Source organism: Microvirga solisilvae (genome assembly GCF_022808595.1).
Lineage (GTDB): Bacteria > Pseudomonadota > Alphaproteobacteria > Rhizobiales > Beijerinckiaceae > Microvirga > Microvirga solisilvae.
Map to the genome: position 1 here is coordinate 575,400 of NZ_JAKUCN010000001.1, position 20,748 is coordinate 596,147.

General features: G+C 60.9%; 24 protein-coding genes. 21 read left to right on the top strand and 3 right to left on the bottom strand.

All coding sequences use genetic code 11. The annotated features are described in order from the left end of the window. The first annotated feature begins 381 nt into the window (after positions 1 to 381). The 5 genes from MJ639_RS02810 (at position 382) to MJ639_RS02830 (ending at position 4,740) form a co-directional block, all read left to right on the top strand. Positions 382 to 993 (top strand): hypothetical protein, encoded by a 612-nt coding sequence (locus MJ639_RS02810; protein ID WP_243368544.1) that lies wholly within the window; start codon positions 382 to 384, stop codon positions 991 to 993. Positions 994 to 1,129: 136 nt separating this feature from the next. Further along, a complete protein-coding gene (locus MJ639_RS02815; protein WP_243368546.1) occupies positions 1,130 to 1,999 on the top strand; it encodes a VOC family protein in 870 nt (289 codons plus the stop codon). A 46-nt stretch (positions 2,000 to 2,045) separates the two neighbouring features. Next, positions 2,046 to 2,447 (top strand): DUF350 domain-containing protein, encoded by a 402-nt coding sequence (locus MJ639_RS02820; protein ID WP_423790743.1) that lies wholly within the window; start codon positions 2,046 to 2,048, stop codon positions 2,445 to 2,447. A gap of 179 nt (positions 2,448 to 2,626) precedes the next feature. Further along, positions 2,627 to 3,475, top strand: coding sequence for a 3-deoxy-8-phosphooctulonate synthase (gene kdsA / locus MJ639_RS02825; protein WP_243368548.1), 849 nt, complete (start codon positions 2,627 to 2,629; stop codon positions 3,473 to 3,475). A gap of 107 nt (positions 3,476 to 3,582) precedes the next feature. After that, the gene (locus MJ639_RS02830; protein ID WP_243368550.1) at positions 3,583 to 4,740 is read left to right on the top strand and encodes an MFS transporter; all 1,158 of its coding nucleotides are present in this window, start codon (positions 3,583 to 3,585) and stop codon (positions 4,738 to 4,740) included. Here the strand turns inward: MJ639_RS02830 and queF are convergent. Beyond that, positions 4,737 to 5,186, bottom strand: coding sequence for a preQ(1) synthase (queF, locus tag MJ639_RS02835; protein ID WP_243368552.1), 450 nt, complete (start codon positions 5,184 to 5,186; stop codon positions 4,737 to 4,739). The two genes, MJ639_RS02830 and queF, sit on opposite strands and share 4 nt — an antisense overlap. 136 nt (positions 5,187 to 5,322) lie before the next feature. Here queF and eno point away from each other — a divergent pair, with 136 nt between their 5' ends. From eno to MJ639_RS02890, 11 genes are all read left to right on the top strand, one after another. After that, on the top strand, positions 5,323 to 6,606 hold the full coding sequence (eno, locus tag MJ639_RS02840; protein WP_243368554.1) for a phosphopyruvate hydratase: 1,284 nt from the start codon (positions 5,323 to 5,325) through the stop codon (positions 6,604 to 6,606). Positions 6,607 to 6,843: 237 nt separating this feature from the next. Further along, positions 6,844 to 7,458 (top strand): hypothetical protein, encoded by a 615-nt coding sequence (locus MJ639_RS02845; RefSeq protein ID WP_243368556.1) that lies wholly within the window; start codon positions 6,844 to 6,846, stop codon positions 7,456 to 7,458. A 24-nt stretch (positions 7,459 to 7,482) separates the two neighbouring features. Beyond that, a complete protein-coding gene (locus MJ639_RS02850) occupies positions 7,483 to 7,797 on the top strand; it encodes an FtsB family cell division protein (RefSeq protein WP_243368558.1) in 315 nt (104 codons plus the stop codon). Positions 7,798 to 7,969: 172 nt separating this feature from the next. Further along, complete coding sequence (gene pdhA / locus MJ639_RS02855; RefSeq protein ID WP_243368560.1) at positions 7,970 to 9,001, top strand: pyruvate dehydrogenase (acetyl-transferring) E1 component subunit alpha; 1,032 nt, start codon at positions 7,970 to 7,972, stop codon at positions 8,999 to 9,001. 61 nt (positions 9,002 to 9,062) lie between these two features. Continuing rightward, positions 9,063 to 10,502, top strand: coding sequence for a pyruvate dehydrogenase complex E1 component subunit beta (locus MJ639_RS02860; RefSeq protein WP_243368562.1), 1,440 nt, complete (start codon positions 9,063 to 9,065; stop codon positions 10,500 to 10,502). A 10-nt stretch (positions 10,503 to 10,512) separates the two neighbouring features. Then, positions 10,513 to 10,863 carry a hypothetical protein gene (locus tag MJ639_RS02865; protein ID WP_243368564.1) on the top strand — a complete coding sequence of 117 codons (351 nt, stop codon included), beginning with the start codon at positions 10,513 to 10,515 and terminating at the stop codon, positions 10,861 to 10,863. Then, a complete protein-coding gene (locus MJ639_RS02870) occupies positions 10,860 to 11,153 on the top strand; it encodes a DUF5076 domain-containing protein (RefSeq protein WP_243368566.1) in 294 nt (97 codons plus the stop codon). Before MJ639_RS02865 ends, MJ639_RS02870 begins: the two co-directional genes overlap by 4 nt. Positions 11,154 to 11,175: 22 nt before the next feature. Then, complete coding sequence (locus MJ639_RS02875; protein ID WP_243368568.1) at positions 11,176 to 12,576, top strand: pyruvate dehydrogenase complex dihydrolipoamide acetyltransferase; 1,401 nt, start codon at positions 11,176 to 11,178, stop codon at positions 12,574 to 12,576. 57 nt (positions 12,577 to 12,633) lie between these two features. After that, a complete protein-coding gene (locus MJ639_RS02880; RefSeq protein ID WP_243368569.1) occupies positions 12,634 to 13,023 on the top strand; it encodes a tautomerase family protein in 390 nt (129 codons plus the stop codon). 5 nt (positions 13,024 to 13,028) lie between these two features. Then, positions 13,029 to 14,468 (top strand): dihydrolipoyl dehydrogenase, encoded by a 1,440-nt coding sequence (lpdA, locus tag MJ639_RS02885; RefSeq protein WP_243368570.1) that lies wholly within the window; start codon positions 13,029 to 13,031, stop codon positions 14,466 to 14,468. Between the two features lie 6 nt (positions 14,469 to 14,474). After that, complete coding sequence (locus MJ639_RS02890; protein ID WP_243368571.1) at positions 14,475 to 14,960, top strand: hypothetical protein; 486 nt, start codon at positions 14,475 to 14,477, stop codon at positions 14,958 to 14,960. 9 nt (positions 14,961 to 14,969) lie between these two features. On the opposite strand, the gene MJ639_RS02895 is transcribed toward MJ639_RS02890, so the two are convergent. Then, positions 14,970 to 15,335 carry a hypothetical protein gene (locus MJ639_RS02895; protein WP_243368573.1) on the bottom strand — a complete coding sequence of 122 codons (366 nt, stop codon included), beginning with the start codon at positions 15,333 to 15,335 and terminating at the stop codon, positions 14,970 to 14,972. Between the two features lie 142 nt (positions 15,336 to 15,477). Between MJ639_RS02895 and MJ639_RS02900 the strand changes: the two genes are divergently transcribed. Next, positions 15,478 to 15,933, top strand: a complete 456-nt coding sequence (locus MJ639_RS02900; protein ID WP_243368575.1) for a GFA family protein — start codon at positions 15,478 to 15,480, stop codon at positions 15,931 to 15,933. Between the two features lie 183 nt (positions 15,934 to 16,116). Further along, a complete protein-coding gene (locus MJ639_RS02905) occupies positions 16,117 to 16,785 on the top strand; it encodes a calcium-binding protein (protein WP_243368577.1) in 669 nt (222 codons plus the stop codon). A 209-nt stretch (positions 16,786 to 16,994) separates the two neighbouring features. Here MJ639_RS02905 and MJ639_RS17800 read toward each other — a convergent pair whose 3' ends face one another. Beyond that, complete coding sequence (locus MJ639_RS17800; RefSeq protein WP_279306473.1) at positions 16,995 to 18,458, bottom strand: calcium-binding protein; 1,464 nt, start codon at positions 18,456 to 18,458, stop codon at positions 16,995 to 16,997. A gap of 557 nt (positions 18,459 to 19,015) precedes the next feature. Between MJ639_RS17800 and MJ639_RS02915 the strand changes: the two genes are divergently transcribed. The 3 genes from MJ639_RS02915 to lipA all read left to right on the top strand — a co-directional run bounded on the left by MJ639_RS02915 (position 19,016) and on the right by lipA (position 20,748). Next, positions 19,016 to 19,306, top strand: coding sequence for a hypothetical protein (locus tag MJ639_RS02915; protein ID WP_243368579.1), 291 nt, complete (start codon positions 19,016 to 19,018; stop codon positions 19,304 to 19,306). 171 nt (positions 19,307 to 19,477) lie between these two features. After that, a complete protein-coding gene (locus MJ639_RS02920; RefSeq protein WP_243368582.1) occupies positions 19,478 to 19,813 on the top strand; it encodes a hypothetical protein in 336 nt (111 codons plus the stop codon). Beyond that, positions 19,789 to 20,748, top strand: a complete 960-nt coding sequence (gene lipA, locus MJ639_RS02925; protein ID WP_243368585.1) for a lipoyl synthase — start codon at positions 19,789 to 19,791, stop codon at positions 20,746 to 20,748. Before MJ639_RS02920 ends, lipA begins: the two co-directional genes overlap by 25 nt.

The window sequence follows — 20,748 nt, forward strand, 5'->3', positions numbered from 1 at the left end:
TGCATGTCACGAGACTCGACCCTGGTGCTGTAACAATGTACCTTGGGTCGAGTTCGTTACCTTAGATTCTGAGAGCCGATGAAGACTAATACGAAGCTTCTATTTTTGGCCGCTGCTTTCGTCTTGTGTTGCTTCGTCGTGGGAGCAATTGCTTTTGCTGCAGGGATCAGCCTCGGCGGCATCAATGTTGTGATAATACCGAGTTTCGCAACGGTTCTTTTGATCCTATTGGCATTTTTGGTTTACTGGATCTTCGATTGACGTGCTTTGCGACGTTGCCGAAATCCATGGCGCCACAAAAATCTTATCCCTTCGAGCCACATCCGCTCTTCAAGAGCCTCACTCACACGGCAGTCAAACAGAGCCGGTCGGTCTAAGCAAATGGCAAACGATCAAACCTTTTGGGACTGGTTCACGTCCCACGGCAACAAGCTCGTCATCGACACCCCCGAACGTTTCAGCTCGCCTGAATGGCGCGCATCCTTCGATGCGTTGCAGGACCAGTTATCGAAGACGTCTCCCGGCCTGATCGCCGAGATGGGCGTCGACGGAAACGAGATGCAACTCGTCATCAGCGCCGGAGGCGACATCGAAAAATTCGAGGCCGTCATCGATCTGATCGATGCCGCTCCCGAGGTTGCAGGCTGGCAGATCGTTCCGTTCCGGCAAAGGAAGCCGAGCGACAGCACCATCGTCATGGGCGGAGTCGAGGCCGGGCCGGAAAACATCCGGATCGCTTTCGAAGAAGGCGAAGATGGCGGGCTCGATGTCTGGTTCATCCTTCGTTCGGAGAGCCAGATTGCGGACGATCACCTCCATGCCATCACATTGACGAAGCTGACCCACATTTTCGGGGAATTCGACGTTGAGACGAAGATTGAGGCTATCAGCCCTCAACTCCTCTCTCCCGATGATCCGTGGCCTGAAGATAGCTACCCGCCTGCTGAAGCTGTTGAAGTCTTCGATGACTATTTCGAAGAGCAGGAAGACTGAAGATTAAAGCAGCAAGAACGAGCTCAGTAAAAACACATGCCGACAGGGTCTCCCTGTCGGCGTTTTTGCTTCCTGCCCTTGTTGCGGCTGGGAGTGCTGCCTAGGTTAAATCCGAAAAGTACAGGAAAAGCGCCTGATGACCCGCCGGATCGACCATCTCGTCATTGCCGTTCGCGACCTCGACAAGAGCGCCGAGTTCTACCGGCGGCTTGGCTTTCAGGTCGGCGCGCGCAACCGGCATTCCTGGGGTACCGAAAATCGGCTCGTCCAGTTTCCCGGCACGTTTCTGGAACTGATCACGGTGGGCGAGGGCGCTCAGATCCCGCCGCATGAGCCGGGTCGTTTCAGCTTCGGCGCTTTCGTTCGCGATTATCTGCAGGATCGCGAGGGCGTTGCGATGCTGGTGCTCGATAGTCGAGATTCCAAGGCGGATGCGGCCGCCTTCGCACAGAAGAAGATCGGCGCGTTCGAGCCGTTCCATTTTGAGCGCACCGGCAAGAGGCCCGACGGCAGCGAAACGAAGGTGGCTTTCACCTTGTCGTTCGCTTCCCTGGAAGGCGCACCGCGCGCGGGCTTTTTCGTCTCCCAACACCATTTCCCGGAAAACTTCTGGAATCCCGCCTTCCAGCATCATGAGAACGGCGCGACAGGTTTGGCGAGCGTGGCGCTTGCCGCGCCCGAGCCCGATCGCTGCAAGAAGTTCCTCACCGACTTCACGGGCGTCGTGCCCACCAGCCCCGCCTTGCACGATCTCTCATTCCGGCTGACCGATGCGCATCTCGACGTCATGACGCCGGACGATGCCGCCGAGAGCTATGTCTCGGTCGAGGCCGAGCTCGATCAGCCATCCTTTGTCGCTTTCACGGTGCGGGTAGAGGACATTCACATCCAGTCGAAGCGGCTGGAGGCGGCGGAAATCCCTTATCAGCACGTGGGAAGCCGCCTCGTTGTACCGGCAAGCGCGGCCTGCGGCGTCGCCATCGCCTTCGAGCCAACGCAAAATTAACCATGAGCCCCTACAATTCTAAGAAATAAATCGTAAGGGGCTTATCGTGACTTCCACTCTGGCGGGCTTGCTCGACTTCGTCATTTTCTTCGTGATCGCCATTGCCCTCGTGGCGCTCTACCTCGCCATCTATACCCTGGCGACCATGCACAACGAGTTCGCGCTGATCCGCCAGAACGTGATTTCCGCCTCGACGGCATTAGGGTTCAGCCTCGTCGGCTTCGCTCTCCCGCTCGGCAGCGCCATTGTCCATGCTCGGGGCATCATCGATCTGCTCGTCTGGGGTCTCGTGGCACTTGCGGTCCAGATCGTGGTCTATTGGCTCGTTCGCATTATCATGCCGAATCTCTCCCAGCGGATCGCTGCGGGTGAGATGGCGGCAGCCCTGTTCCTCGGCGCAGCCTCGCTTTCGGCCGGCATCATCAACGCAGCGTCCATGACCTTCTAAACACAACACGTCATCCCGGACGGCGCAGCCGAGCCGGGATCGTCAGGCGGATAGAGCGCCAATCTCGTCATACGATCCCGGATCTTCGCTCCGCTGCGTCCGGGATGACGCCAAGGCTGCTGCGGGGCTATGACACTTCACCGCTTCCCGTTTGCTACGAAACGGAGTAGGTGAGGCGCATGACCGATACCAAAAAGCCCCAAGCCATCGTCGAGGCAGGCTCCGTCCGCTTCGGCAATCACCTCCCGCTCAGCATCATTGCGGGTCCCTGCGCCATGGAAAGCCGCGATCACGCGCTGGAAATGGCCGCTGCCCTCAAGGAGATCACGGGGCGTCTCGGCCTCGGGCTCGTCTACAAGTCGTCCTTCGACAAGGCGAACCGCACCTCGATCAACAGCGCCCGCGGCATCGGCCTCGACAAGGCGCTCGCTGTCTTCGCCGAGGTGAAGGAAAAGTTCGGCCTTCCCGTCATCACCGACGTGCATGAGAACGACCAATGCGCCGCCGTGGGCGAGGTGGTCGATATCCTTCAGATCCCGGCCTATCTCTGCCGCCAGACCGACCTTCTCGTCGCCGCCGCCAAGACGGGCCGCGTGGTGAACGTGAAGAAGGGCCAGTTCCTGGCCCCCTGGGACATGGCCAATGTCGCCGAAAAGGTGCGTGCTTCAGGCAATCCGAACGTGATGCTCACCGAGCGCGGCGCATCCTTCGGCTACAACACCCTCGTCTCCGACATGCGCGGCCTGCCGATCATGGCCGAGACCGGCGCGCCGGTGATCTTCGACGCCACCCATTCCGTGCAGCAGCCCGGCGGCAAGGGCGCGACCTCGGGCGGCCAGCGCGAATTCGTGCCGGTCCTTGCCCGCGCAGCCGTCGCTGTCGGCGTGGCTGGCGTTTTCATCGAGACGCACCAGGACCCCGACAAGGCTCCCTCCGACGGCCCCAACATGGTGCCGCTGAAGGAACTGGAAGCTCTGCTTGCTCAGCTGAAGGCGTTCGACGCCCTTGCCAAGGGCAAAGCAGCTTAATCATGAGTTCGGTAGAGGGCAGGCGTGCATTCACGCCTCTCCCCTTGCGACAAGGCCGTGATATGGAGTGCCAAGGCTCCATTCGCGGCCTTTCTCATTAGAGCGTCATGTCCTCGCGCAATCTGATCCTCATTCTTGCCGTCAGCGGCTTCGCCAGTACCTTCTCCGCCCGTGCGGTCGAGCCTATGGTCGGGGTGATTGCGCGGGATCTGAGTTCCACGCCGCAAACCATCGCGCTTCTCTCCGCCGCCTTCGCGCTGCCTTACGCTTTCATCCAGCCCATCCTTGGCCCCATCGGCGACGCGCTCGGCAAGGAGCGGGTCATGAAGGTCGCGCTGGCGCTTCTCTTTCTGGCGCTCGCCGGTTCCTTCTTCGCTCCCAATACCGAGACGCTTTTCGCCCTGCGCATCATTGCCGGAACGGCTGCCGGCGGTGCGGTGCCGCTCTCCATCGCGCTCATCGGCGACCGCGTGGAGATGGCTCAGAGGCAGGTGGCGCTCAGCCGCTATCTCGTGGCCGTCATCGTCGGTCAGCTAACTGGTTCATCGCTTGCCGGACTTCTCGCCGAATGGATTGGTTGGCGCGGGGTGTTTGGTCTTTCAACGATTATGATGGCCTGCGCGCTCGCCGCCACGGTAATCGGTTTTCGCGGAGCGCTTCCCGGCGGCAGGTTCGATCCGAAAACGGCACTCCTGCGCTACCGGGACATTCTCTCCAATCCGCGTGCGCTGTTCCTCTTCGGCTCCGTATTCGTGGAAGCCTGCGCGATCTTCAGCGTCTTTCCCTATATCGCGCCGCTGTTGGAAGAGCGCGGTGGAGGCGGCGCGACGGAAGCCGGTTTCGCCATCGGCGGCTTTGCCATCGGCGGGCTCGTCTATTCGGCTCTCGTGACGTGGATGCTCAAGCGCCTCGGAATTGGCCGTATCCTCGTCGGCGGAGGCTTCTTCGCGGCTCTCGCCCTGATCATTCTGGGCTTCGCCGGAGACTGGAAGCTCGACTTCGCCGCTTTGCTGCTCATGGGCCTCGGCTTTTACATGATGCACAACACCTTCCAGGCCCAAGTGACGGAAGTAGCACCTGGAGCGCGCGCCTCCGCCGTCGCGCTCCACGCCTTCTCGTTCTTCTGTGGTCAAGCGCTCGGCGTCGTGCTCATGGGGATCGGCCTGCGCAATATCGGCCTCACGGCTTCGACCATGATTGCCGCGGCCATCATCCTGGTCGTGGGCCTGAACGCCTCATTCGTGCTGAGGCGTCCGAAGGTTTAGCGGGCCCGGTAAGGCGCGACGCCCTGGTCGGGGAGCCAGAGGTTCTTCGGCAATTCGCCGGTCTGCCAGAACACGTCAATGGGGATGCCGCCGCGCGGATACCAATAGCCGCCGATGCGCAGGAAGCGCGGCTCCAGCAATTCGGTCAGGCGCTTGCCGATGGCGACCGTGCAATCCTCGTGGAAGGCGCCGTGGTTGCGGAAGCTGTGCATGTAGAGCTTCAGCGACTTCGACTCCACGAGCCACGGGCCCGGCACGTAATCGATCACGATGATCGCGAAATCGGGCTGGCCGGTCACCGGGCAGAGCGAGGTGAATTCCGGCACCGTGAAGCGGGCGAGGTAGTCGGTGTCGGCATGCGGGTTCGGCACCCGGTCGAGCTGGGCTTCCTCGGGCGTGTGGGGCAGGGCGGCGGCCTGACCTAGCTGGAGGTGGGTTTCCGTCATCATATTTCACCTTGGATCAATGCTTTATCGGTTGCTCCCGTCCTTGCCCGCTCGCCGTTTTCAGTCAATAAGCCATGTCATGACGTGAGGCCGCACCTTGTTGACGGCCGCCCTTTTTAATCTCAGGAGCCCGTTCATGACCGCGATCATCGACGTCTATGCCCGCCAGATCCTCGACAGCCGTGGCAATCCCACGGTCGAGGTGGATGTTACCCTCGAAGACGGCTCCATGGGCCGCGCGGCCGTTCCGTCGGGTGCCTCCACCGGCGCTCACGAGGCGGTCGAGCTGCGCGATGGCGACAAGTCGGTCTATCTCGGCAAGGGCGTGCAGAAAGCCGTCGACGCCGTGAACAGCGAGATCCTCGAGGCTATCGGCGGCATGGACGCCGAGGAGCAGGTGCTCATCGACGAGACCATGATCGAGCTCGACGGCACCCCGAACAAGGCTCGCCTCGGCGCCAATGCCATCCTCGGCGTGTCGCTCGCCGTGGCCAAGGCCGCTGCAGAGGCTTCTACGCTTCCGCTCTACCGTTATGTGGGCGGCACGCAGGCCCGCGTTCTGCCGGTTCCGATGATGAACATCATCAATGGCGGCGCGCATGCGGACAACCCCATCGACTTCCAGGAATTCATGATCATGCCGGTCGGCGCTCCCACGCTGGCTGAGGCCGTGCGCATGGGCGCCGAGGTGTTCCACACCCTGAAGAAGGCTCTGAAGGACGCCGGCCACAATACGAACGTGGGCGACGAGGGCGGCTTCGCCCCGAACCTGCCTTCCGCCGAGGCTGCTCTCGACTTCATCATGAAGTCCATCGAGCAGGCCGGCTACAAGCCCGGCAAGGACATGGTGATCGGCCTCGATTGCGCTGCCACCGAGTTCTTCAAGAACGGCTCTTATGTCTATGAAGGCACGGGCCAGAAGCTCTCGCCGCAGCAGCAGGCCGAGTATCTCGCGAAGCTCGTCTCCGCTTACCCGATCGCCACCATCGAGGACGGCATGTCCGAGGACGATTGGGAGGGCTGGAAGGCCGTCACCGACCTCGTCGGCAACAAGTGCCAGCTCGTGGGCGACGACCTCTTCGTCACCAACGTGAAGCGCATCTCGCAGGGCATCAAGCAGGGCGTCGCCAACTCGCTCCTCGTGAAGGTCAACCAGATCGGCACGCTCACCGAGACGCTGGCCGCCGTCGATATGGCCCACCGCGCCGGCTACACCGCCGTCATGTCCCACCGCTCGGGTGAGACGGAAGATTCCACGATTGCCGATCTCGCCGTCGCCACGAATTGCGGGCAGATCAAGACCGGCTCGCTCGCCCGTTCGGACCGGACGGCCAAGTACAACCAGCTCATTCGCATCGAGGAAGAGCTCGGCTCCCAGGCCATCTATGCCGGCCGAGCTGCGCTGAAGGCGCTGGCGTAACGAGATAACTATACTTCAGTTGATTAAGGGCTGCCCTGTGCGGCCCTTTTTCTTTGCAATATTGATGCGGTATTCTCTCGTCACTGAAGTAAGGCGAGGGGCGACATGAGTAAGGTATGGACGAGAGCAGGTCTCGTAGTCTGGCTCTCCATTCTTCTCGCAGAGGCTCTTTCCGCTCGACCTTTTTCCGACTTTTTAATCGAGCCAGGAAAGCGAGTTGGCCTCATCGACAGGAGTATGACCGAGGATGCACTGAGATCGCTCCTGCCAGAGGGGCAGGTAAAGCGCGTGTTTCGCCCTATGGGCGAGGGAGTCTCGCATTGTGGAACGGAGATTTATTCCGGCACCGAGGATGTGGCGTTCGTCCTATGGGGATCGATGCAGGAAGAATATTATTATAACAGCCAAGAAGAGGACGAGGCGAATGAGAAGAAGTGCCTGGAGGCAACCTTTCTCTCGCAGCCAATCATGGTGGCAATTGATGCGAACCCACTAGAAGATCGTCCACAGAGCGCTTGGCACACCACTCGCGGCATCCAGATCGGTAACTCCATTAGAAAGCTCGAACGGATTGGTGGAAAACCTTTCGAGTTCTCGATCTGCGAATGCGATGTCGGCGGCAACACAATGCTGGATGACATTCCCGAATTCGCAAATCTGGTGATCCGACTGAGCTTCCCAGGGGTTAATACAGATCATTTGAGCGGATCTTTCCCAAGAGAGACATCGGATACTCCAATCCTGTCCTCCAGTGTGCCGAATAGCATGGCGCACCAGTTCATTGTCACTTCCATACGGGTTTATATCTCCGGGGAAGCCTCAGAGAACTCAGCACCTGAAACCGATCCTTAACCATGTGCGCGCTAGGAATACCGCATGGTGATCCGCAGACGATTGAGGCGATTCTTGATCCCGCTGATGCTCTACAGCGTCTCGGCGGCGGTCGCGGCTTACTTCGTTCACCACGCCCACAGCGGTGCGCGCGGTATCGAGGCCCAGCAGAAATACGAGGCTGAGGTGGCCGAGTTGGAGAAGGAGCTCGGCGGTCTCAAGACCGAGCGTTCGAACTGGGAGCGCCGTATCGCGTTGTTGAGAAGCGACCAGATCGACCGTGATCTTCTGGAAGAGCGGGCACGCATCATGCTCGGACGCGTACATCGTAACGATCTCGTCATCATCACGGGCCCTTAACCAAAATCCTCCAAAAGAACTGCTTAACTGAATTTCTGTTAATTGAAATTTCGTATGTAATTTCAAAACGTTGCGCGATTCATTGTGCAGCGCAAAAGATCATTTGGGCATCTCGCTTTCCGATTTCGACTGCGCTAGAACTTTCGTCGAGGAAACCCTTCGGAGGAACCCGATGGCTGTTGCTGCCCGCAAGGCGGGCCGTGCCGGTACTGGCGCGGCTAACAAGTCCACTCCCAATACCCCCCAATTCGATAAAAATCAGGATCTCGCAGCCTATAACGACATGCTGCTGATCCGTCGCTTCGAGGAGAAGTCCGGCCAGATGTATGGCATGGGCCTCATCGGCGGCTTCTGTCACCTCTATATCGGCCAGGAGGCCGTCGTCGTCGGCATGCAGATGGCGACGAAAGAGGGCGATCAGGTGATCACCGGCTATCGTGATCACGGTCACATGCTCGCTTGCGGCATGGATGCGAAAGGCGTCATGGCCGAATTGACGGGACGCCGCGGCGGCCTGTCGAAGGGCAAGGGCGGCTCCATGCACATGTTCTCGAAAGAGAAGCATTTCTATGGCGGCCACGGCATCGTCGGCGCGCAGGTGTCGCTCGGCACCGGCATCGCCTTCGCGAACCGTTATCGCGACAACGGCAATGTGTGCCTCACCTATTTCGGTGACGGCGCTGCCAACCAGGGCCAGGTCTACGAAAGCTTCAACATGGCGCAGCTGTGGAAGCTGCCGGTTGTCTACGTGATCGAGAACAACCGTTACGCCATGGGCACGGCCGTGAGCCGCGCCTCGGCGCAGACCGACTTCTCGAAGCGCGGCGTGTCCTTCGGCATTCCGGGCGAGCAGGTGGACGGCATGGATGTCCGCGCGGTCTACGCCGCCGGCCAGCGCGCCATCGAGCATGCACGCTCCGGCAAGGGCCCGTACATCCTCGAGATGCAGACCTACCGCTATCGCGGCCACTCCATGTCCGATCCGGCGAAGTACCGCACGAAGGATGAAGTGACCCGCATGCGCGAGGAGCACGATCCCATCGAGCAGGTGCGCCGCCGTCTGTTGGAGAGCTGGAAGCTGTCGGAAGACGAGCTGAAGGCCATCGACAGCAAGGTGCGCGAGATCGTCAACGAGTCGGCCGAGTTCGCCACGCACGATCCGGAGCCCGATCCGTCCGAGCTCTACACGGATATTCTTCTGTAAGCGGCGCGTTCTGCGCCGCTCCTAAAACTCTCGCCGCAGCGACAATCAACACGAGTCTTTCATGGCGACCGATATTCTTATGCCCGCCCTCTCGCCCACCATGGAGCAGGGCAAACTGGCCAAGTGGCTGAAAAAAGAAGGCGACAAGGTCAAGCCCGGCGACGTGCTGGCCGAAATCGAAACCGACAAGGCGACCATGGAGGTCGAGGCCGTGGACGAGGGCGTCCTGGCCAAGATCCTGGTTTCCGACGGCACGGACAATGTGGCCGTGAACACGCCCATCGCCATCCTGGCGGGCGAAGGCGAAGACGCGTCCACGGTTGCATCGAAGGGCCCTTCGGCCCCGGCACCCGCTGCTCAGCCGGCACCGACCCCGGATGCTCAAGCGGAAGGCCTGGCCGACCGTCCCGCTCCCACGGAGCGCCCGCAGCAGACGGATCTCTCGACGCCTGCCGCTCCTTCGGTGATCACGAACCGCACCGCCTACAACGCCATGGCTGAAATTCCGGAAGGCACGGAGCTGGTCAACATGACCGTTCGCGAAGCCCTTCGCGACGCCATGGCCGAGGAGATGCGCCAGGACGACAAGGTCCTGGTGATGGGCGAGGAAGTGGCCGAGTACCAGGGGGCCTACAAGGTCACCCAGGGGCTGCTGCAGGAATTCGGCGCGCGTCGCGTGATCGACACGCCGATCACCGAGCACGGCTTTGCCGGCATCGGCGTCGGCGCGGCCTTCACGGGCCTTCGTCCTGTCGTCGAGTTCATGACCTTCAACTTCGCCATGCAGGCGATTGACCAGATCATCAACTCGGCCGCTAAGACCCTCTACATGTCCGGCGGTCAGCTCGGTGCTCCCATCGTGTTCCGTGGCCCCAACGGCGCCGCCGCCCGCGTGGGTGCGCAGCACAGCCAGGACTTCTCGGCCTGGTACTCGCAGATCCCCGGCCTGAAGGTTGTCGCGCCCTATACGGCGTCCGACGCGAAGGGCCTGCTCAAGAGCGCGATCCGCGATCCGAACCCCATCGTCTTCCTCGAGAACGAGATCCTTTACGGTCAGTCGTTCCCAGTGCCGAAGCTCGATGACTTCACGGTTCCGATCGGCAAGGCGCGCATTCACCGCGAAGGCACGGACGTCACCATCGTCTCGTTCTCCATCGGCATGACCTATGCGCTCAAGGCCGCTCAGGAGCTTGAGAAGGAAGGCATCTCCGCTGAGGTGATCGACCTGCGCACCATCCGCCCGATGGATACCGAAACCATCGTCGCCTCGGTCATGAAGACGGGCCGCTGCATCACGGTGGAAGAGGGCTATCCGCAATCCGGCGTCGGCGCCGAGATCGCCATGCGCATCATGGAGAACGCGTTCGACTATCTCGACGCGCCCGTGATCCGCATCACCGGCAAGGACGTGCCGATGCCGTATGCGGCGAACCTCGAAAAGCTGGCGCTCCCGTCGGTGGCCGAGGTCGTGCAGGCGGCGAAGGCCGTCTGCTATCGGTAAAGGTAGATCCATGTCGGTTATGAGAGAGTATGCTTTTCAGCTGCCCACAATCTTCGGACTGTGTGCAATCATGGGCTTTCTCCTCATTGGTCTTCTTCGCCACAAAGGAAGGCCTGTAGTCGACTTAGTAAGTCTGCTCTTATCTGGCGTTGGTATCATTGGCACCCTGCTTAGCCTTGAGGGGGCATTAAACTTGGAGAGGGGATTAACCCCTACTCACAGTGACATCTTCAATCCCGAAACTAGAGCTTGGATTATTGGGCTTGCTCCCATTCTACTTGCTGCTGCCTTTGGGTTTGGCTTTGCCAAACGCGTTGAAGATTTCTTAAAGGCCAAGCCACAAAGTGCGGTGATCAAATGACCGACAAGAAATTCGAAGCCCTCAATGTCCCTCCTGACGCGCTCGAAAAGGGCGGCGTCGAGATCCTGAGGGCTTCGGTGGTCGATGGAGCGGTCAGCATCGCGCTGCGCCGCGCCTTCGACGATCCGTTCACCTGGGGCGTGCTCCTGGTGGATCTCGCCCGTCATGCCGCGCGCGTCTACGCCATGGAAACCGACTTCTCCGAGGAGGAAGCCCTGGCGGAGATCATTTCAGGCATTCAAACCGAGCTGGATGATCCGAGCGATCCCGGCTCGCAGGCCATCAACTAATTCAGCTCAGGATCGAAAAACCATGCCCATCAATATCCTGATGCCCGCTCTCTCTCCCACCATGGAAAAGGGCAACCTTGCCAAGTGGCTGAAGAAGGAAGGCGACACGGTAAAGTCCGGCGATGTGATTGCCGAGATCGAAACCGACAAGGCCACCATGGAAGTGGAAGCCGTCGATGAAGGCGTCCTCGCCAAGATCGTCGTGCCGGAAGGCACGGCGGACGTGCCCGTGAACCAAGTGATCGCGCTGATCGCCGGCGAGGGCGAGGACCCGAAGAGCGTTTCCGCACCCGCTGCTGGCGGCGCTCCTGCTCCCGCGCCGAAGGCCGAGGCCGCTCCGGCTGCCGCAGCGCCTGCACCGCAGGCCAACGCGGTTCAGGGCGATGCGAATGCGCATATGTCTTATGCCCGCGTCGATCAGGCTCCCGTCGGTCCCGCGCAGGGCGCGAAGCCGAATGGGGCAGGGCAGCAGGCCGGTGGGAACCGCGTCTTCGCCTCGCCGCTCGCCAAGCGCATCGCGAAGGATGCCGGCATCGACCTCGCATCCGTGCAGGGTTCCGGCCCGCATGGCCGCATCGTCGAGAAGGACGTGCGCGCAGCACTCCAGGGCGGCGGCGCGAAGCCTGCCGCTGCTGCCGGTGCTCCCGCCGCGAAGCCCGCGGCGCCGCAGTTGGCTCCGAGCATGGGTGCCGATCAGGTCAAGGCCATGTTCGAAGCCGGCACCTACGAGGAAGTGCCGCTCGACGGCATGCGCAAGACCATCGCCAAGCGCCTTGTGGAATCGAAGCAGACCGTTCCGCATTTCTATCTCGCGCTCGATTGCGAACTCGACGCACTTCTCGCCATGCGCGAGCAGATCAACGCCGCCGCACCGAAGGACAAGGACGGCAAGCCGTCCTACAAGCTCTCGGTCAACGACTTCGTGATCAAGGCGCTCGCCGTCGCGCTGCAGCGCGTGCCGAACGCGAATGCCGTGTGGGCGGAAGACCGCATCCTGAAGATGAAGCATTCGGATGTGGGCGTGGCGGTTGCCATCGAAGGCGGCCTGTTCACGCCGGTCGTGCGCAAGGCCGAGTCCAAGTCGCTCACCACCATCTCGGCCGAGGTGAAGGACATGGCAGGCCGCGCCCGCAATCGTCGCCTGAAGCCTGAGGAATATACCGGCGGCTCCACCGCCGTGTCGAACCTCGGCATGTACGGCATCAAGGACTTCCAGGCCGTCATCAACCCGCCGCACGGCACGATCCTCGCCGTCGGCGCGGGCGAAAGCCGTGTGGTGGTGAAGAACAACGCCCCCGCCGTCGTGCAGGCCATGACCGTGACGCTCTCCTGCGATCATCGCGTCGTCGACGGCGCGCTCGGCGCGGAACTGCTCTCGGCCTTCAAGCAGCTCATCGAGAACCCGATGGGGATGCTAGTTTAATCAATGTCATGGCCGGGCCCGTCCCGGCCATTCACTATTGGTCGATAGGGAAGCGTCATGCCGCTCACTCGCATCTCCCTCAGAAAGGGCAAGCCCTCCGCCTATCGCAAGGCTCTGGCAGACGGCGTCTATCTCGCCCTGAGAGAGACTTTCAATGTGCCCGAAGACGACCTCTTCGTCACAGTCAGCGAGCATGAGGAAGACAACTTCTTCTACGGCAAGACGTATCTCGACATTCAACGCAGCGACGATCTCGTGATCATCCAGATCACCGTCAGCAACACGCGGACAGTCGATCAGAAGAAGGCTCTCTTCAAGAGGATCGTCGAGAAGCTGTGCGCGGAGCCGGGCCTTCGCCCCGAGGACGTGTTTATAAACCTGATCGAAGTCGAGAAGGAAAACTGGTCCTTCGGTCATGGCATCGCGCAATATGCGCAGGGAACTTAAAGATCATGGCAAACCAATACGACATCATCGTCATCGGCGGCGGTCCAGGCGGCTATGTCGCCGCGATCCGCGCGGCGCAGCTCGGGTTCAAGACCGCTGTGGTCGAGCGTGAGCATCTGGGTGGAATCTGCCTCAACTGGGGCTGCATTCCCACCAAGGCATTGCTGCGCTCGGCGGAAATCTACCACTACATGGAACACGCCAAGGATTACGGCCTGTCGGCGCAGGGCATCGGCTTCGACGCGGCCGCCATCGTGCAGCGCTCGCGCGGCGTGTCGGGCCGTCTCAACGGCGGCGTGGGCATGCTGCTGAAGAAGAACAAGGTCGATGTGATCTGGGGCGAGGCGACGATCTCCAAGCCCGGCGAGGTCGTGGTGTCGGCTCCCAAGAAGCAGGCCATGCAGCCGCAGCATCCGACGCCGAAGGGCGTGCTGGAGGCCGGAACGTATCAGGCCAAGCACATCATCGTCGCGACCGGCGCGCGTCCGCGTGCGCTGCCCGGCATCGAGCCGGACGGCAAGCTGATCTGGACCTATTTCGAGGCCATGGTGCCGCCCGCCATGCCGAAGTCGCTGCTCGTCATGGGCTCGGGCGCCATCGGCATCGAGTTCGCATCCTTCTACCGCACCATGGGCGCCGAAGTGACCGTGGTCGAGGTGATGCCGCAGATCATGCCAGTCGAGGATGCAGAGATCGCAGCTCTCGCCCGCAAGCGCTTCGAGAAGCAGGGCATGAAGATCCTCACCGGCGCCAAGGTCACGAAGGTGGAGAAGGGCGCGAATTCCGTCACCGCCACCATCGATGACGGCAAGGGCGGCACGCAGACGATCACCGCGGAGCGGATGATCTCGGCGGTCGGCGTCGTCGGCAATATCGAGAATCTGGGTCTGGAAAAGATCGGCGTGAAGATCGAGCGCGGCGTCGTCGTGACCGACGGTCTCGGCCGCACCAACGTGCCCGGCATCTACGCCATCGGCGATGTCGCCGGCGCGCCCATGCTCGCGCACAAGGCCGAGCACGAGGGCGTGATCTGCGTCGAGACCATCAAGGGCCTGCACACGCATGCCATGGACAAGGCGAAGATCCCGGGCTGCACCTATTGCAACCCGCAGGTCGCGTCGGTCGGTCTCACCGAGGCCAAGGCGAAAGAGCAGGGCTACGACATCCGCGTCGGCCGCTTCCCGTTCGTGGGCAACGGCAAGGCCATCGCGCTCGGCGAGCCGGACGGCATGGTGAAGACGATCTTCGACAAGAAGACCGGTCAGCTTCTCGGCGCGCACATGGTGGGCGCTGAAGTCACCGAGATGATCCAGGGCTTCGTGATCGCCATGAACCTGGAGACCACGGAAGAAGAGCTGATCCACGCGGTCTTCCCGCATCCGACCATCTCGGAGACGATGCACGAAGCCGTCATGGACGCCTACGGACGCGCGATCCACATCTAAGCCCGAATGCATCCGCTCTGGATCCCGCTCCTTCTCCTCAGCCTCGCTCTCATCGGTGTCGGGGCCTGGGGCGGACTCAAGCTCAGCCGGGTTTATTCCTGGCTGAGCATTTGCGTCGGCATCTTCGCAGCCATCTGCAGCATTCCGCTCGGCCTGATCGTCGCCTTCGGCCTCTGGATGTGCGCCACGCGCATCGTGAAGGAAGGCGAGCTGCCGGATATGGGCTTGTCCTGGGTGGTGAAACGCAGCTCCTGCGGAGTCGGCTCCTCCGATATCTATTACGTGGAGCTCGGCCGGGTCGGCTGGTGGCGCTATACGATCTTCGATTCCACTGACTGGCCGGTGCCGATGCGCCTTGAAAGCGCCGGTCCCGAAGCCGTGCGCGTCATCCTAGGGAACGAAGAGTCGCCGCCGGATTACGTCATTCCGGTTTCATGGCTCGGACAGGCGGTAAAGCCGCTCGCGTTCCATCGGGGAAAGCCGGAAGAATAGAGGCCGCGCTCAAAGCGTATTGACGATGATGCGCTCGGAGGCCGGCGTCGCCGGGGAGGGCGCGCGGACGACGAAGCCGCGGCACTTGGTGGTGAGGGTGCGGACCGGCAGGTGGTGCTTGTCGGCGCCGATCATGTAGTTGACGGTGTAATAGGTCTCGCCGCCGACCAGCACCGTGTCCTTCGTCTCGAACACATACCCCACTTCCGTCGGCGTGATCCGGTAGACGGAGCGCGGCGGGCCGAAAGCCGCGATGCGCTCCGAGATCGGACGGCCGATGAAATCCGCGCAGGAATACGACACCGTCTGCTCCGCCGTCGACACGCATCCCCCGGCACTGAGCGCAAGGCCCGCCACGGCAATCATTCTCTTCACCAATCTCTCCCCAGCACGAGACGCGAAACCCAACCGATAAAAGGAATTTAGACAACCTTTGCCGTAAGGGAAGCCATGCTCCGTTGACGTGCTTAAAACCCGGCCGCACATTTCTCATCCGGCAGCAGCGGGGAGGGAGCCCATGGCGGAAGAAGCAGGCGTGCGGGACGGCGGTTGCCGGTGCGGACAGGTGCGTTTGCGCGTGACAGGACAACCCGTCATCACCATGGCCTGCCATTGCACAGGCTGCCAGCGCATGAGCGCGAGCGCCTTCTCGCTGAGCGCGCTCTATACCAGCGACAGGTTCGCGGTGGTGCAGGGCGAGCCCGTGATCGGCGGCCTTCACGGCCCCACGCGCCATTTCTTCTGTCCGCATTGCATGAGCTGGCTGTTCACGCGCCCCGAAGGCCTCGACGATTTCGTGAATGTCCGCGCCACCATGCTCGACGACGCCAAAGGCTACACGCCCTTCATCGAGACCTATACCAGCGAGGCGCTGCCCTGGGCGAAGACGCCTGCGAAACACAGCTTCGAGAAGTTTCCGCCGATGGAGCTTTACCCGCAGCTGGTGAAGGAGTTTGCCGCGAGCTGCGCCTGACGCGACGCCGACCCTCCTCGAAATTTCCATCACCGATCACGCGGCGTCACGGAAGGCTCCACAATCCCGCCCGCATTAGCGCCGATTCTGAAACGGAAGCTGCTTCAGCGGAGGCCGCTCTCCTTCGTGTCGTAAGCAGCCATCAGACAGGCTTCGCCCGCACGCACAGTTGGGAGGCGGATCATGGCGACCATCAACGGCACCTCCTTTGACGATTATATCGACTTCTACCGGTATGGAATCAGCAACGACCGGAGCAACGGCAATTCCGGCGATGACTGGATCCGCGGCTGGTCCGGCAACGACTCCCTTGACGGCAGCGCCGGTAACGATTGGCTTGAAGGCGAAGCCGGTAACGACACCCTGCTTGGAGGCAGCGGCTTCGACTGGCTCGATGGAGGCTCCGGCGCCGACAGCCTCTACGGCGGAAGCAGCGACGATACGCTGCTCGGTTACACCGGCAATGATCGGCTGTCCGGCGGCAGCGGCGATGACGTGCTCGACGGCGAGACGGGCGCGGATTTCATTTATGGCGGAACCGGCGTGGACGACCTCTGGGGTGGCGCCGACAACAGCGTGGACCGCTTCTATTTCGCAACCGCCGACACTGGCAGCATCACCCAAAAGCGGCACGACATCATCTACGACTTCACCGATGCCGACGGCATCTATCTCCAGGGCAGCTATACCTTCAATTCCAGCGGCACACGCACCCCGGCGAATGGACAATACAGCATCTGGCAGAATGGCGACGGCTGGGTCGTGACTTACAATTCGCCCGCAGACTCCGTCTATCACGACATCCTCGTGTACGGCGCAAATCCCAGAGGCGATATCTTCTTCTTCACCTGATCGGGGCTGCTATCGGGCGCGTGGGTGCAGTTCGAGGTTTTTCCTGCTCGGTTCCCCGCGCCACGATACTTGGTGGCGCGAGGAACTTTTCGGCCTTCATCGAGACCTATGCGAGTGAGGCGATTCCGCTGAAGGAACTATCTCCAGAGTTGGTGACGGATTTTTCCGAGCCATCATAGCCGTTCGGCTTTCAGGATCATCAGCCCTCGTCAGACAATTCTAAAATCGTCATAGGTCAATTTGAGGTTCTTCCCGATCCTGGCAAATTCAATGGGCTTGTACTTAGAATCCGACCCATCGGCATCGTAGGACAGATACCCGGTCGACTTGTTGTAGAGAACGAAGTCGTTTTTATCGCCGGCCTTTGTGCTGATCTTGAAGAACGCCTTGTTCAATTTGCCGGGAGCAGAGGCAGAACCGCTGCCCAGCTTCTTGAAGATGGCATTATCGAGCCAGAGCGTGTCGTCCGCCACGTTGAAATCGGCAATTGTGTCGAAGTTTACGCTACGGTCCGTGGTAGCGGTGCCCAGCTTGCTGTTGAAGACGAACACATCCTTGCCGTAGCCGCCTGTCAGCGTATCGTTGCCATAACCGCCATAGAGCTTGTCGTTGCCTAACGAACCCTTGAGGGCATTCTTTCCAGTCGTGCCCTTCACGGTCTTGTTAACGATATCGGCGAAGGTTGTGGTGCGGCCTCCATGAACGACCGCATCGACACTCTTTTTATGCAGGGCGTACCGGTCGGCGTCGCTCACGACACCACCTGCAATCGTCAATGTTTCAGCCGCGGCGTATTCGCCATTGATGTACTTCGCCATGGCCATGTTATCGACGATAACCTTCGTCTTGAAACCGTTATATTCGATCGAGCCAAAGCCCGTGATCTGCTTGCCGCGAAGGTCGATCACGTCCCCGATCACAACCAGATAATCATCTGCCTGGCCGCCGCCATCGACTTTCTGCAACGATTTAAGCTGCTCCATCGAGATGCGGATGCCATCAGCGCTGCTGGAGCCTTGAACGGTTTCGATACCTTCGAATTTAGCCAAGGGGACCAGATCAATGAGACCCCCACCATCTGGCAGCCTCAGCACATCATTGCCGCCGCCGCCGATCACTTCATCACCGGCATTCAGATAACCGGCCAGCATTGTGATGATGTTGTCTTCGTCATCGCCCAAGAAGCGGTCAGCCGCGAATACCATTGCAACAGAGCTAACATCGTTGCTGTCGTAGAGATGAATCTGGACTGATTCCTCCATCGAGTGAGGAGAAGAATCGAGCTTGGTGAACGTCAGGGCGCGTACCAAGTTTTGTGCCGCAAGCCTCTGCTCCTCCATCTCGGCCAGAGTGGTCACCGGATTGAACTCAATATGCAGTTCCGTTGTAGAATAAGAGGAAACGCGTCCGATTGCGACACCGTCTACGGAAATCACAGTGCCTTCTTCAAGCTCCGTGGTTGAAAAGGTGATCCCCGTGCCGGCCGTCTTGATGCCCAATGATGCATTTGAGTTCGTGAAGAGAAAAAGCCCCTTGAGAGAGGCCCCTGCTCGGAGAGTGATCTCAGCATCTCCATCCTTGTCGATCAGCACAGGGGTGCCGACGTCGCCCGCCGCCGCTTGAGGGAAAAAGCGGTCCATGTCCAATCCCAGCAACTCAGTTTCGTCCGTCATCGGGAACGGCCACATCGTTTCCGGGGCATCAGGGTCAAAGCGCAGGGGATTAGAATGCATTGGACACCAAGCGTGATACCAAACGTAATTACATATCTAATAATTCCTAACGCCAAGCCTTGCAATGTCAGACTATCCTCTTCAATCCCATTGTTCCTCTTTTGTTCTTGACAATGATCCTAAGCTCGGCCATATTGTGCGTGTCCCGGCTCATCGAGGGGCGCGCTCATGAGGCGTCGTGATTGTGGAGCCGGGAGCGGTCCTGCGGATGCGGCTTGACGCCAAGCCCGCCGGCAGGAGGCCGCCCGCAGGTCGCAAGGGCCAGCCTTGGGACGGCTGCGGTGTCCGCCTAAAAAAGCCGTGCGCGAGGGGCCTTCCGGTTCTTCACACACAAACACCATCGAGCCGGATTGCCCATCGCGCCTCCCTCGATTGCCGCTTCAAGGCTCCCGGCTTGTTTCAGGCCCGGAGTCCGCAGGCGCGCGCCGTTTTTCCCAAAGAATCCCTTTCTTCGTTTCCATTCCTTGCCTGCTCATTGCCACAGGAGGCTTTTTCCGATGAGCCGTGTCCGCCAGTATCTCTCCACGCTTCCCGATTGCGACGACGCCCTGCGCCGTCTCGCCGATGTGCTCCATGTGCCCGCCACCTGCCGCAACCGCGCCTGCCGCAAGGCGGAACGCTGCCAGGGCGGCTATGGCCCGCCTTGCTATTTCGACCGGCGCAAGTTCTTCGCCGATGCGCTTTTCGACGACATGCACGCCTATCGCGCGGATTGGGACGCGCGCCGGAGGAGCATCGAGGCCATGTTTCGCGGGGAGGCGGCGAGGAGAACGGAAGCCGGGCGGTGAGGGCGCTGCCCTTAGGGCGTCATCCCGGACGGCGAAAGCCGAGCCGGGATCGCGAGCAGGATCAAGCGCTGGCTCACCTCTCCCAGGCGGGTGAGGGATGCGCGTTATCCGGATGGACCTGTAACCCCTCACCCGGACCTGACGGTCCGACCTCTCCCTCAGGGAGAGGTGATGATCCAGCGCTATTCTCGTCTTGCGATCCCGGGCTCCGTTGCGCGGCCCCGGGATGACGAGTTGGCCTTGGAGCGTGGCGGCTTTGGGATGCCAATGAGAGCCCGTCTTTACCACAATCCGCCTCTGCGCCTTGAGCATTTGCGAAAGGGCGGCAAAGGCCTTAAATCAGGCCGATACCGGAAGGGGCAGGGCTCCTTCGCCCTGGATCTGCTTCCACTATCGTGGAATCATTTCCAGACTCGTGAAAACGCATTTTCTGGCGACGAACCGGAACCACTTCGCCGGAAAATGCTCCAAGGGTTTTATTCATGGCCGTCGTTCTCGACCTTCTGAACAAGGATAACCGCCCCCGCCACCCGGAAAAGGCGCACCGGCCGGACCAACCTGTTCAGCAGCGAAAACCCGAATGGATCCGCGTGAAGGCTCCGGGCTCGCCCAAATGGGCCGAGACCAACCGCATCGTGCGCGAGAACAAGCTCGTCACCGTCTGCGAGGAGGCCGGCTGCCCCAATATCGGCGAGTGCTGGGAGAAGAAGCACGCCACCTTCATGATCATGGGCGACACCTGCACGAGAGCCTGCGCTTTCTGCAACGTGAAGACCGGCCTGCCGCAGGCGCTCGATCCGAACGAGCCGGAGAGCGTGGCGAAGGCTGTCGAGAAGCTCGGCCTCGAGCACGTGGTCATCACCTCGGTGGACCGCGACGATCTCGCTGACGGCGGCGCGCAGCATTTTGCGGACGTGATCCACGCCATCCGCGCCCGTTCTCCGAAGACCACCATCGAGATTCTGACGCCCGACTTCCTGCGCAAGCCCGGCGCGCTCGAAATCGTGGTCGCCGCGCGTCCCGACGTGTTCAACCACAATCTCGAAACCGTGCCGTCGAAATATCTGAAGGTCCGTCCCGGCGCGCGCTATTTCCACTCCATCCGCCTGCTGCAGCAGGTGAAGGAGATCGACCCCACCATCTTCACCAAGTCCGGCATCATGGTCGGCCTCGGCGAGGAGCGGAACGAGGTTCTCCAGCTCATGGACGATCTGCGTTCGGCGGATGTGGATTTCATGACCATCGGCCAGTACCTCCAACCGACGAAGAAGCACCATCCGGTGATCCGCTTCGTCACGCCGGACGAATTCAAGGCCTTTGAAACCACTGCCTATGCCAAGGGGTTCTCCCTCGTCTCCTCGACCCCGCTGACGCGTTCCTCGCATCACGCGGGAGAGGATTTCGCCAAGCTCAAGGCGGCCCGCCTCGCCAAGCTCGGCTAG